The organism is Virgibacillus sp. 7505, assembly GCF_002272135.1.
GTDB lineage: Bacteria > Bacillota > Bacilli > Bacillales > Amphibacillaceae > Terribacillus.
In genome coordinates this window covers 39,330-52,308 of sequence record NZ_NPBF01000027.1, presented here as the reverse complement: position 1 = coordinate 52,308, position 12,979 = coordinate 39,330, and the positions used below count along the sequence as shown (strand labels likewise).

Annotated in this window: 12 protein-coding genes; 1 reads left to right on the top strand and 11 read right to left on the bottom strand. The window is 44.7% G+C overall.

Annotation, left to right across the window (positions count from 1 at the left end):
- Positions 1 to 30: 30 nt before the first annotated feature.
- The 6 genes from yhaM to CHH91_RS12245 all read right to left on the bottom strand — a co-directional run bounded on the left by yhaM (position 31) and on the right by CHH91_RS12245 (position 7,398).
- Complete coding sequence (yhaM, locus tag CHH91_RS12270) at positions 31 to 978, bottom strand: 3'-5' exoribonuclease YhaM (protein ID WP_095223747.1); 948 nt, start codon at positions 976 to 978, stop codon at positions 31 to 33.
- A gap of 66 nt (positions 979 to 1,044) precedes the next feature.
- Positions 1,045 to 1,593: a GbsR/MarR family transcriptional regulator gene (locus CHH91_RS12265; protein WP_095223746.1), complete on the bottom strand. Its 549-nt coding sequence runs from the start codon at positions 1,591 to 1,593 to the stop codon at positions 1,045 to 1,047.
- Between the two features lie 84 nt (positions 1,594 to 1,677).
- Positions 1,678 to 4,497, bottom strand: coding sequence for an ATP-binding protein (locus CHH91_RS12260; RefSeq protein ID WP_095223745.1), 2,820 nt, complete (start codon positions 4,495 to 4,497; stop codon positions 1,678 to 1,680).
- A gap of 2 nt (positions 4,498 to 4,499) precedes the next feature.
- Positions 4,500 to 5,729, bottom strand: coding sequence for a metallophosphoesterase family protein (locus CHH91_RS12255; protein ID WP_095223744.1), 1,230 nt, complete (start codon positions 5,727 to 5,729; stop codon positions 4,500 to 4,502).
- A gap of 118 nt (positions 5,730 to 5,847) precedes the next feature.
- Entirely contained in the window at positions 5,848 to 6,198 is a 351-nt protein-coding gene (locus CHH91_RS12250) for a YlbF/YmcA family competence regulator (RefSeq protein WP_095223743.1), read from the bottom strand.
- A 72-nt stretch (positions 6,199 to 6,270) separates the two neighbouring features.
- Positions 6,271 to 7,398 carry a DUF445 domain-containing protein gene (locus CHH91_RS12245; protein WP_095223742.1) on the bottom strand — a complete coding sequence of 376 codons (1,128 nt, stop codon included), beginning with the start codon at positions 7,396 to 7,398 and terminating at the stop codon, positions 6,271 to 6,273.
- Between the two features lie 92 nt (positions 7,399 to 7,490).
- On the opposite strand from CHH91_RS12245, the gene CHH91_RS12240 reads away from it, so the two are divergent.
- Positions 7,491 to 8,372 carry a PucR family transcriptional regulator gene (locus CHH91_RS12240; RefSeq protein ID WP_095223741.1) on the top strand — a complete coding sequence of 294 codons (882 nt, stop codon included), beginning with the start codon at positions 7,491 to 7,493 and terminating at the stop codon, positions 8,370 to 8,372.
- A 45-nt stretch (positions 8,373 to 8,417) separates the two neighbouring features.
- On the opposite strand, the gene CHH91_RS12235 is transcribed toward CHH91_RS12240, so the two are convergent.
- From CHH91_RS12235 to CHH91_RS12215, 5 genes are all read right to left on the bottom strand, one after another.
- Positions 8,418 to 8,621, bottom strand: coding sequence for an alpha/beta-type small acid-soluble spore protein (locus tag CHH91_RS12235; protein WP_095223740.1), 204 nt, complete (start codon positions 8,619 to 8,621; stop codon positions 8,418 to 8,420).
- A gap of 87 nt (positions 8,622 to 8,708) precedes the next feature.
- A complete protein-coding gene (gene fumC / locus CHH91_RS12230; protein WP_095223739.1) occupies positions 8,709 to 10,094 on the bottom strand; it encodes a class II fumarate hydratase in 1,386 nt (461 codons plus the stop codon).
- A 316-nt stretch (positions 10,095 to 10,410) separates the two neighbouring features.
- Positions 10,411 to 11,247 (bottom strand): M15 family metallopeptidase, encoded by an 837-nt coding sequence (locus tag CHH91_RS12225; protein WP_286160773.1) that lies wholly within the window; start codon positions 11,245 to 11,247, stop codon positions 10,411 to 10,413.
- Positions 11,248 to 11,369: 122 nt separating this feature from the next.
- Positions 11,370 to 11,609 (bottom strand): IDEAL domain-containing protein, encoded by a 240-nt coding sequence (locus CHH91_RS12220; protein ID WP_095223737.1) that lies wholly within the window; start codon positions 11,607 to 11,609, stop codon positions 11,370 to 11,372.
- Positions 11,610 to 11,691: 82 nt separating this feature from the next.
- Positions 11,692 to 12,960 (bottom strand): MFS transporter, encoded by a 1,269-nt coding sequence (locus tag CHH91_RS12215; RefSeq protein WP_095223736.1) that lies wholly within the window; start codon positions 12,958 to 12,960, stop codon positions 11,692 to 11,694.
- Positions 12,961 to 12,979: the final 19 nt, after the last annotated feature.

Sequence of the window (12,979 nt, the reverse complement as noted above, 5' to 3'; positions counted from 1 at the left end):
CCCTCTATTCTATTTTTCTCTCTATTACTTTCACTCGCGCTCGAAAGCAGGTTTATAAAAGCTGCGGTTCTCCAAAGAGAAGACGCGCTCCGAAAAGTCTCCCGGCGCTACTTTATCCATGACGCGCTGCAGTGTATTCATTTTCGCATCAATCAGGTCGATCATATGCAGGAGCTCCGCTTCACGCACGAGCGGCGGCTTCGGACTGCCCCATTCCCCTTTGCCATGGTGGCTTAAGATCATATGCTGTAAAATCATCACTTCTTCTGCCTCGATTTGCAATTCCCTGGCGGCCTGGGCGATTTCATCTGACATGATCGAAATGTGACCGAGCAGCTTCCCTTCTACCGTATAAGTAGGATTCGTTGCACCTGAGAGTTCCCGTAATTTACCGATATCATGAAGAATGATTCCTGCATAAAGCAAATCCTTATTGATCTCCGGATACAGATTTTTCAATTCGCGAGCAATCCGCAGCATCGATACAACATGGAAAGCCAGCCCGGAAACAAATTCGTGATGATTACGTACTGCCGCCGGATAAGCAAGCAGCTGCTCTTGATAATTGGATAGAAAATACCTCGTAATTCGCTGTAAATTCGGATTCTCCATATCAAATATGAATGATGTCAATTCTTCCAGCAGCTGTTCCTTCGAAAGCGGCGCACGCTTGACAAAGTCATGCGCATGTACACCATCATTCGGTTCTGCCACCCGAATAGCCTGTATTTTAAGCTGCAGACGACCGCGGAATGCGTTTACCTCACCTTGGACTTTAATTACATGGCCAGCTTGATAGCGCTGTTCATCCGCAGGTGATGCATCCCATAGCTTCGCCTCGATATCCCCGGTATCATCACCTAATATCAGTGTCATAAAAGCTTTACCATTACTTGCAATAGCTTTGTCTGCTTGTTTAATCAGCAGAAAGCTATCGAATTTATCGCCTACCTGAAAATACCCAATACCTTTTTTCAACGCTATTCTCCTCCCTCATAAATACAGCCCTTACTATTCAGCAAGGGCATCATGCTCCAATGCCCTTTATCTCTTTGGCGGCTTTGGAACGTATTTGAATATTTCTCCTGATTCGACCACATTGATGAACTGCAGGAGCCACGTGTAATAATCGCGAGCATATTGAAGACGGTCAATATCTTTGTCGATTCTCTCAATTAATTCTGGATCCTCAACATCTTCCTTCAAATGCTTCAGTTCCTCAATCGTCTCCTCAGCTTCCTCCAGATTCGATTGCGTACTTTTCTCCCATTTATTTCCGAAGAGCGACGTAAAAGATTTGTACCAGTCTTCCTCCGATTTATATAGATCCTTCCGCATACCTTTTTTATATGCAGGCTCTACCATTTTCATCTCAGCTAATGCCCTGACTCCTGTTGACATGCTTGTTTTACTCATCTCCAAAGCATCTCTCATATCATCCAATGTCATTGGTCGATCCGCAAAATAAAGCGCACCATATAGCCGGCCAACAGATGAGGTGATTCCATATAAATTCATATTCTTGGCAATGACCTGTATGAATTTTTCGATAGATTCCTCGTATTTAGCCCAATTTTCTTCGTTACTCGGCACTGCCCGACCCTCCAGCTTACAATAATCCAATTTTTATCTTAACCAGTTTACCATTATTGTCACCTTTTTGCGAATGCTAAAACGCTACAACGAACCAGTTTTCTGCGTTTTTTCAAGCTGAAGCAATTTAGACTGCTGAGTCCATTCAGGTGCCGGTTCTTCCCACGTGAATAAAATGATCTGCTGCACATCCGCGGCAGCCTGAAGTATAGGAAGAAAGCGTCCTCTTCTTTCAATATCTGTATGGCTGAATGCGTCGTCAATCAATAACGGAAAGCTCTGCTGCATACCAAGATGTCGGGAAAGTGCCAGCCGCATGCAAAGATAAAGCTGCTCAATCGTGCCTCTTGAGAGCTGCCCCAAGGCAATGTCCCTGCTGTATCGATCTTTCACAACCAAACTACCCGCTTCTGTCAGTGCCAGCCCGCTATACTGATCTGCTACCTGAGAAAACAAACTGCTCGCTTCTCTAAGGACTTTCGGAAATCGTTCTTCCTGAAACGTTCTTTTTGTTTGTGAAAGCATATCGTAAGCAAGTTTCCGTACAGCCCACTTTCGTCCAGCCGCTGTCAGCACCTGCTTCTGCCGCTGCAGCTCATGATAAGCTGCTGATGCTGTTGTGTCCGATTCAAGGTCGGCAAGCTTAACTTGCAGCGTGGCGGCGTGCTGTCGGCATTTATCCAGCTCCTCCTCCACAGCCTCTTGTTCCGTTTCAAGTTTGGCAATCACTTGCTCCACTCTATCCTGTTCATATTCCACTTCTTCTGATCTGTACTTTCCGTCTGGCAGAATGGCTCTTATCTGCACATGGAAATGCTCCAATTCTACGAGAAGCTGCTTTCTTTTCCGATATTGCTCTGCTGCGTGCAGGAACTGATGGTAGTCATTAGCTCCGCCTTCTTCAAGCAAAATAGCCTTTTGTTCCTGTAACGGCTTGAGCTGCTTATCCAATTCTTGTAAATACCGCTGTATCTCCTGCTGTCGTTCAAAAAGCTGTTCCTTTGCGTGTCTTAGCTTTTGCTGTGACTCGATTACATATTCTGCTTGCTCTATTATTTCCTCTGGCCGTGCACCAATTGTTACATCCATTATGTCACCCAGCCGGTCAATAGAATCCGTATAGCGCTGCTGCTCCTCTTCAAGCTCTCGCCTTACCCTGTTCTGCGCCTCTGTCAGCTGCTCTTTTGCTTTCCACTCGTGGACCGCTTTCACCCAATACACTAGTGGCACGTCCGTTAAGAAAGGAAATTTCTCTATCTGAATAGCTATCTGTTGCTCCAGATACTCTCTCCTTATTACTTGCTCAGACTGTTCTTGCTGTAACTCCATAAGCTGTATTTCCAACGGGTGGCGCTGCTCCTCCAATTGACGCCATCGGACTCGCAACTCCTTCTGTTCTGTGAGTTTTTCGGAAATATAGGAAGAGCTCTCAGAATGACCTCCGGGCTGATGCCCAAGGCGCCAGTTCAAACCAGCACCAACCAGCAGAAAAATGCCACTTCCAGCTAAGAGCCAATTTGCAGTCAAAATACCAATACCACTTAATAGTCCTGCAAAAACAACCAAAAGGGTAATAGGTGAAATTGTCCTCTTACGTAAATCATTTCCTCTATGTTTTCTGTCATTCTTGTTGTGAAGTTCCCTATATTCCTTTTCTGAAAGCAAACTCTGATGGATCCTATTTTGCAGATGATCCATTTTATCTATTTCCTGTCGCTTCTCAGCAATAGACTGATGAATTCGCTTACTCTCTGCCTGCAAAATCATCATTTTTTCCTGAAGCGGACGCCATTCCTCGGCAGCTTCCGCCATATGTGAATTCCAGGCAAAATCTTCTGGATACGGATAGCTGAGATGCACACGAGCTAGCTGATTTCGAAGTTTATCACGCTCTTCCTCCAATAGCTCGATACGTTTCTTCACAGCTGTCCAGTCTGTCCTGGCGCCCAGTTCATACAATTCCTTGTATAAGTCATCTTTCAACAACTGCTCTTTTGTCGACACCAAATCCTTTTGTATTAAAGCAGATTCCTTCTTGTGGACATGATATTGAGCTTCCAAAGTCTGAAGCTGATACTGGATTTTCTGCATCTGTTTGAATCCTTCAGAAGGAAAACCTTCCACATGTGCCAGCTGCTTCAGCTGTTCCTTCGCGAAAGAGGCCTTCTTTTGCCATGGAATAGCTTGCAGTACTTGTTTCTGGACACGGATCTGAGCGCGAAGCTCTGCCTTATGATTTTGCAGCTCATTTGTTTTTTCAAGTGTTGCGCGCAGTTTCTCTTTATCCGGCTGATAAGCCGCTTCCTTATCTGCTAGCTCTTGTACAAGGCGTTCCTGTTCTGAGACGGTATGCAGCATAGCATTGATTCTCGGCTTCCTTCCTTGAGGACGGAATAGCTGCTGCAATTCCTGCTGCAGCTTTTTCTCCAGCTTATGAACATCTGCTGATCCTGTCTGACCTGCATCCAAAAGGACTTGCCCCAGGTGCTCTTTGTCTGTCAGCTGCAAGGAAACAAGTGATTCCGTATCCAATGTGAAAACCTGGCGGAATACGGAAGCATCCATACCGCCAAGCTGGTCCTCCAGCCACTGCTGATCTTTTTGTTCAGAACCTATATAGCAGACAGCTTCACCATTATGCCGATCCAGGATCCGTTCGACAACTGCTTGTCCACCAGGTAAACGGAGGGTGAGTCTTCCGCCTGGAGTACCCCCTGTCCTTGGTTTATAAGATTCCAGTTCCCGCGTACGCATCCCAAATAGTATGTAGATAAGAAAAGCTTTTAATGTGGACTTACCAGCCTCATTCTCCCCCTGGATGATCACAAGGGAGCTCTCTTGGAAATCGAAAGTATAATCATGCCATTTACCGAAATCATAAATATGTCCGCCGCTGATTTGCATCGTTATTCTACCTCCAATAAAGTTTGGAGCAGCAGTTGTTTCGCTTCACCGAGCAGCTCCTGTAATTCCTCCTCGGAATAAAACTGCTGGATCTTACGGTATTGACGATTTCCCATCAACTCCTCCAAACTGCGTGTCATTTCATCAGCTGAATAGGAAGTGGTGTACAGCGCTGCAGTGAAGTCGTTACGTTCCAGAAGCAGCTCTTCCTTCATGTCAAGGGTTGCCTGTACCGTGAAACCTGCAAGTACAAGCTGGCTGCCCAGATTCTGCTGCTGCTCATTGATAATTTCAAGCAGCTCCTCCAAGCGCTCCTCCTGGCTCCATCGCATCAATAGATGGGCAGGACCATGGAAGATCACGTGAAGTACAGCATCCCCAAATGCTTCCTCCCATCGGAGACAGCTTTCCAGCAAAATCTGTTCCACATCATATAATGCTGATCCTTCTTTGACATCCACGTCCACTGTTTCAAATCGGATATCCTGCAAGGGAAGAAATGACATAACACAGGATTGGCCCTCCAACTCCACTAAATAGCAGCCTTTCTCCCCAGACTCTTTGCGATGTCTGCCCTGGATATTCCCCGGGTATACAATAGGCGGCTGCTCTGACAATACCTCGCGTTTATGAATATGCCCAAGCGCCCAATAATCAAAGCCGGTATGCTTCAGCTCATCTACACTGAAGGGAGCATAGACATCCGCATCTCCGCCTGTCCCCAGACTGCCATGGAGCATGCCTATCTGGTAAATCCCTTCTCCTTTGACTTCGTACTCCAGCGCCTTTCGAGATTTAATATGTCTTGTCGTATAGCTGAACCCGTGGATCGCCGCTGCTGGCTCACCATTTTTCTCATGGAAGAATGTTTCCACTTTTTCGGTTTGAAAAATATGTACATTGTCCGGGTAACTCATCATTGGCTGTTTTCCTGTAAAATCATGATTTCCATACTGCATGTACACATCGATACGGTGCTCTTGCAACTCTTTACAGGCTTCACGCAAGGCAACAAGTGCTTTTAGAGATTGCCTGTTAGCATCAAAGATATCTCCAGCCAGTAAGATAAAATCAACTTTTTCAGATATTGCACATTGTACAAGCTGTTTCAAGGCCTGGAAAGTGCTTTCCTGCAGCCGGCCTTTCATAGCAGGATGCGCAGCAGTCAATCCTTCCATTTGGCTATCCAGATGAAGATCGGCAGCATGAATGAATGTTAGTTTAGGCAGCATAGAAGGTTCCTTTCTTTAGTCGTCGTTTGCTTCTATAGTAGCATGCACCTCTTGCGAATGCACGTTCGGTTTCAAAACAAAAGAAAACCCCCTTGCCAAATGGCAAGGAGGTTATTGCTTACGCCTCTGGCTGTCCGTAAAGCTCTTCCAAAGGCTTCGTGATGATTCTGCTGATATCATTGATTGCGATGTTCAGACGCTGTTCTTGTTCCATCAATTTTGCAATTTGTTCGTCCTGCTGCACTACTTGAACTACGCTTTGTGCTTTTTGAACTTCTTCTTCTGTAATTTCCTGTCCTTGCATTTGTTTTTGCTGCAATTCAAGTTGGATGTTACGGAAGTTTTCGAACATCTGCTTGGATGATGGATCATTCATTACCGTATCATAAGCGGCTTTCAAGCCTTTGAATTCATCACTTTCACGGATTGCTTTTTCTAAGTCATACGCATGATCGTACATATTAGCCATGGGTACGTACCTCCTCATTTTTACTCAAGTTCCACTATAACAAACCGATAGAGCGCTGTATAGTTCGAACCATCAGATAAAGAGCGCGATAACTCCCTGAACGATCCCGATGATACCACCCAACAGGAATCCGAGGTATGTAATCAGCTTGAATTCTTTATTAGAGATAGCCAGGACAAGCTCTTCCACTCGTTCCAGAGGAAAACCGGATACTTCTTTCTCGACCATCTTGGAAAGCTCCAATTGTTCCATGATGACCGGCACCTGCTCAGATAGACGCTGTAGCACTCGTCCGACAAGCATGGTCAGCTTTTCTTCTATTACATGGTCTTGAATATCTTTCGTATACACCTGGATTGGTGTGTCTAGCAGCTCATCAAATGGGATCGATTTCCTAACCACTTGCTGAATAGCCTCATCCACTGTTTCTGGACCGATTGTTTCCGTTACATCGCCGACTGTCTTGCTCATCAGCTTATTCAGCTCACTAGCAAGCAGCTGCTGCAGCCAGCGACGGGTGCCTTCTGACCCGACAGATTCGATGATAACAGGCTGAATTTTATCGACTGCACTGCTAGGATCCATAAAAGAGGACAGCATACTGCCAAGAAAACCCCTGCCTTGCAGAAAGCTTTGGACAAGCTCCTGTATTTTGCGACGGCCATCGTAGCTATCTACATAAGCTGCGAGCATCTGCTGAATATGCATTGCTGCTCTGTCAGCAGCAGCCTCTGTCTTTTCTTTCAATTCCTCTGGCAACAAGCTGCCTAGTTCTCTTTCTGCTTGTTTCTCCAGCTGTGTTTTTAATAATTCGGCAGTCTTTTGGTGCAATATATCCGTATCCACAGCTACATTAAAATCTAACAGCAGCTGACGCAATGTTCGTTCTGAACGCAAAAAACGGAACACTTCACGTTTTGCCCAACTGTTGACCTTCCATTGGAAGCCTTCATCAACCAGCCTTGCTTGCATGCCCTTCGGCGTAAGAAGATGGTCAACGACCGTTTTTCCAAGCGAACGGGCCAAGTCACTTCTGCGTTTTGGTATTAATCCCGGAGTAAATGGGACTCGCCATTTCCCTATATATATAGCGCGATGAGGCTTAAACAGCATCTTTATCGCTAAGTAATTCGTGATACCGCCAATCAAGGCACCAATAAGCGCCATGGATAAAATCAACCAAATATCTCCACTATTCATGTTGTATCGACCTTTCTGTTTACTTCGGTTTTAGTATAATACAAATAACACCAATTACAAAGAAACAGATTGTATGGATAGGAGAAGTGCGTATGAAGGAGGAACTGGAAAGACTATTTTCGGGTATCATAACGGCAGACAGCCTTAATGGACTTGATACGAATACATACCATTGGTTTCGATTGGAGAATGGGGAGATTATCGGTTTGCCAGCCAATCAGCTGAACGAACGCGAACTTGCCTTACTTCATCACTTTGGTTCACCTGTTACAATACCAACTGGCAGCAGTACAGATACAGCCTGGTATCAACTGCTGCACAGCGGAAAAACAGCGGATGAACTAACCGAGAATGCTCTATATTCGTCTGGCTGCCGCTTCATTTTCTTTACTGTAGAGGGGCTTGTTAAACCCGAGGTGTTCAGGGAAGCAATGGATAGTCTGACTGATCATCCGCTTGCATGCCTGTGGTTTACGAAGCAAACAGGCTTACTGATCGAGAGCCGTCAAACAGAACCTATTCTTTATGAAAAAGTCATCGACATGCTTATGTATGATTTATCTGTCCCGCTCCGGCTATTTGTAACTCCCTGGCTGCATTCAGTAAAACACGCTTCTGAACAATATGAGTGGCTGCTGACAGTGTACAAACAGATTCCATTCCATTCAGCCAACCACGTGCTTCATTTCCATGATGCGTTACCGCAATTGATCAGTATGCTGATGCCGGAAAATGACCGAAAATATATCATGCATCACATCCTGCAAGGATTGCAAGAAGACGACGAACTGCTTCGGACAGTGAATATGTATTTCACTTGCAATCAAAATCTTACTCTTACAGCGAAAAAGCTGTACATACACCGCAATAGCTTGAATTATCGTTTAGACAAACTAACAGAGAAAACTGGCCTCGATATACGGAAATTCCAGGATGCGTTTGCCCTATACTTGGCCCTGCATAACCTTCCATAAAGAAAGAGGCACCGAAACGGTGCCTCTCTTGCCATCAATATTCAATTAGAATTGACCGCCGCTAAGCTGAGACTGTGCAGAAGCTACAAGACGTTTAGTGATCTCTCCACCGACAGATCCGTTTGCACGAGAAGTTTCGTTGCCATCAAGACCTACACCGAATTCTTGTGCGATTTCGAATTTCATTTGATCAAGTGCTTGTTGTACGCCAGGTACTAGCAATTGGTTTGAGCTGTTGTTGTTCGCCATGTTTGTTCACCTCCTATGCCTATAGTTTGGGCAAGAAGGCGCTTTTTATCAGGCTTACTTATTGGAACTCCTGGTCAAACATGGCAGTTACTTCGGATAAGTCATTTCTTCTGGTTTTATATAGGAATCGAATTGTTCTTCTGTCAGTAATCCGCTTTCTATAGCTGCTTCTTTCAATGTTTTATTTTCAGCAAAAGCTGTCTTAGCAATCTTGGCAGCATTTTCATAGCCGATATGCGGGTTCAAAGCTGTCACAAGCATTAAGGACTCTTGAAGATTTTTTGCGATTTTTTCCCGGTTTGGTTCAATTCCGACTGCACAGCGATCATTGAATGAAAGCATACTGTCGGCCAGAAGCTGCGCAGATTGAATAAAGTTATAAGCAATTACGGGTTTGAATACGTTCAGCTCAAAATTTCCTTGGCTGGCTGCAAATCCAATTGCAGCATCATTGCCCATCACTTGCACAGCTACCATCGTCACAGCTTCACTCTGGGTAGGATTCACCTTGCCAGGCATAATGGAGCTTCCAGGTTCATTTGCCGGAATTTCAATTTCACCGATTCCGCAGCGCGGCCCGCTTGCGAGCCAGCGCACATCATTAGCGATTTTCATCATATCTGCCGCAAGACCCTTCAGCGCCCCATGTGCATACACGAGCTCATCATGACTTGTCAGAGCATGGAACTTATTCACAGCTGAAATGAATTCTTTTCCAGTAGCCTCAGATAGTTCACGGCAAACCTTCTCAGAGAAATCAGGATGGGCGTTCAAGCCGGTTCCTACTGCAGTTCCGCCAATTGCAAGCTCCTTGACAAACGGCAGGCTTGTCCTGATCATCTGTTCCGATTTTTCCAGCATACGATGCCAGCCGCTGATTTCCTGTCCAAGTGTTAGCGGTGTTGCATCCTGCAGATGCGTACGGCCTATTTTCACGATATCATGAAAAGCATCTGATTTTTCTTTCAACGTTGTTTTGAGCTGGATCAAAGCAGGCAATACCACATCTTCCAGCTGTGTCACAGCAGCTATATGTAGAGCTGTCGGGTAAGTATCATTGGAGCTTTGAGACTTGTTGACATCATCATTAGGATGCAAACGCACTTCTTTTCCTTGTTCTTCAAGCCACTTGTTTCCGACATAAGCAATAACTTCATTGACGTTCATATTCGATTGTGTCCCGCTGCCTGTCTGCCAGACAACTAGCGGAAAATGATCATCCAGCTCACCGCTTATAATTTGATCCGCAGCATAGCCGATTGCATCACTTTTATCTTTTTCCAATAAACCTAAATCATGATTGGCCTTTGCGGCACTTTTCTTAAGCAAAGCGAAAGCGTATACAATTTCTTTCGGCATTCTTTCTGAACCAATCGGAAAATTCTCCCGGCTCCGCTGTGTTTGCGCTCCCCAAAACTTATCTGCAGGCACCTGAATTTCACCGATAGTATCTTTTTCCACACGAAATTCCATTTTACTTCCCCTCTCCAAAGTCTTCATTTGATAAGGCATCTTTATTGTAACAAATAATCTCTAATTTTGCGGCTATCATCTTCGGAAGGTTGGCCATCTTTTCATTTTTGAAAAAATTTAATAATTTCGCTACCTTTCCGGTTTACAATATGTTAGAATCGAGTTGAGTTAATAATCAATCAATTTTATTTCGTGCAGCATTTATAAGCACATTTGGACAAGTAAGTCTTAGGCATACCTTCTATGCCGCTAAATCTGTATGTGACCTCCCATCACATAAATTGGAGCCACTGCCCATTAGGACAGCGGCTCTTTTTCAGCTCTTAAGATCGGACTCCATTTGGAAATGCTCCTCCAATGTCGTTCCTTCTTCATAAATTTGCTTCGCCAGATCTTTTCCGACATATCGGATGTGCCATGGCTCATAGCTGTAGCCAGTTATATCGGACTTCCCTTCTGGGTAGCGAATGATGTAACCATATTCATGTGCATGTTCTGCCAGCCATTCCCCTTCATCTGTATCGATGAAAGTCTCTTCCAGCGCTAATGCCATCTCTGCAGATGTCAAATCGATAGCGAGCCCTGTTTGGTGCTCACTTCTGCCTGGTCTGGAAGATACTTTATCCGTCTCTTCCTGCCCTTGGGTCGCTACGTTATTCTCATAAATTTCCTTTTGCCTTGCTTCCGATCGGTACCCGCTTGCAGCCACAAGTTCCATCCCGTCCTCCTGGGATGCGTCGAACAGCTCTTCCAATGCTTCCGCTGCTTCTTTACGCATTTTCCGCTTCTCCAGATGCTCACTGAAGTAAAACGGTACGTCAGGCTCAACTAAGTCCTTCGGTTCCCAGCCATCCGGAAACTTTCTTGTTTTGTTCACGACAACTTCGATACTATCCGGATTATCAACCGTCACTGGTTTCTCGATTGTCCCTACTACATCTTCTGCTTCTTCCTGATGCTGGTCAGGCTTTGCCTCAGCGGTTTCATCAGCAGCAGTATCTTCTTCCTTTACTTGTTCTGCCTGCTGATTGTCGGTCTGCTTCTGGGCAGTTTTATTTTCATTTGTGTCTTGATTCTGGCTTGTTTGCTGGTTTTGACATCCAGCTGCAACTAACACAGCGCTAAGCGCAGCAAACAGCATCAAACGCTTCATTTCTAAAATCTCCTCTTCGTACATCTAGTTTTGAGGATATTATAGCATAGGTGCTAATTATTTTCGCACGTAAAAAGACCTGCCTTGTCCGGTGACAAAACAGGTCCTATAAAAATTTTATGTTATTCCAAAGTATAGGGGCGGTAAGCTGCACTTAATTCCTTGAATCGTTCCGCGTCTTTTTGGTCGATACACTCATTAATCTGTGCTTCCAGTTTATTCTTGTTCCAGTTAAAGTAAAATTCATCCAGCATAAGTCTTGTGGCCAGCTTCACTTCAAACGAAATTTCCCGTTTAGCAGTAACATAAGCACGCTTCCTCTTCGTTCTTTGCAGACGATAGACAACTTTATGCTTTTTCATGGAACGATTCCCCCTGGTTCCTTTTTTCCATTATGCTGGATTCACATTAATTTTGCAACAATTTTCTGATTTGTTCGTTAAATTAATGTAAATGCGGAACGGGGTTATGTTTTTGTTCATTCGGATCAGGCGGTTTGACAAATTTCAATGTCAGTAATGCTGCAACAAAGGCTGCTCCAGCAAATGTAACGATTAACCAAATAAAATCCACTTTCAACAAAATGGCTACAGCAGGCGGACCAGCAGCAACACCTACGTAGCGCATGGCACTCAACAATGATGTGATTGTCCCGCGAACATCCTTTTCCATATTGCTTGTAACCAAAGAATCCAAACAAGGCAGACCTGCTCCGATTCCTACGCCCGCAACAAGGAATACCGACATCATGAAGAAAATTCCCTTTGAGAAATAGAGAGTGATTGTTACGACACCCGCAACAAGCACACCCGTGAATATAATCCACTTCATCAGCTTCCCGTTATTTTTGATCCATTTACCTGTCAGATAGGATGCCAGACATAATGCTGCCAGTGGTATAGCCAAAACCGCACCCTTCAGTATGCCGTGCATGCCGTACTTCTCTTCCAATACCGTGCTCAAATAGAATAGGATACCGAAAAGAAGAAACATAAGAATGGCCCCAATCAGGAAGGTAGCTGTAAGCCAGCCGCCATGTTCATGAAATGTCGCCTTCGTGTTTTTCAAGAATGTCTTAAAATCATTGCCTTTTTTATCATCTTTCGGCTTTTTAATAAGAAAGATCACCAATAAGAAGGAAATTGCACAAAACACAGGGATCGCATAAAATGGCAAATACCAAAGGAACCCCGCCAGCAGTGCTCCAAGCACTGGGCTCAATACCTTCCCAAAAGTATTAGCAGTTTCAACAATACCTAGTGTGGCACTGACGTCCTCTTCTTTTTCAAACATATCTCCGACTAGCGGGAGTACAACTGGTGCTGCACCTGCAACACCTATCCCCTGCAGGATCCTTCCTATCAGGATCCATATATACGGATTATCACTGCCAACAGCAAATATCCCAGCTATCAGTCCGCCAGCTCCAGCTATAACCAACGAAGGCAAAATAACTGCTTTGCGTCCGAAACGATCGGATAAGAAGCCAGCAACCGGGATGAATATGATAGCTACAATGGAATAGAATGTAATGATAAAACTTGATTGCAGTTTGGTTATATCCAATTCCTTTTCCATCAGCGGAAGCACGGGCAGCAGCATGCTGTTCCCAAGTGTCATGATCAAGGGAATGGATGCCAATGCTACAATTGCCCAGCGCATATCCTTTGGTGATTTTCCTGATTTACTTGTTGAAGCATTTTTTTCACCCATACGTCGTCTCCTGCCTTTC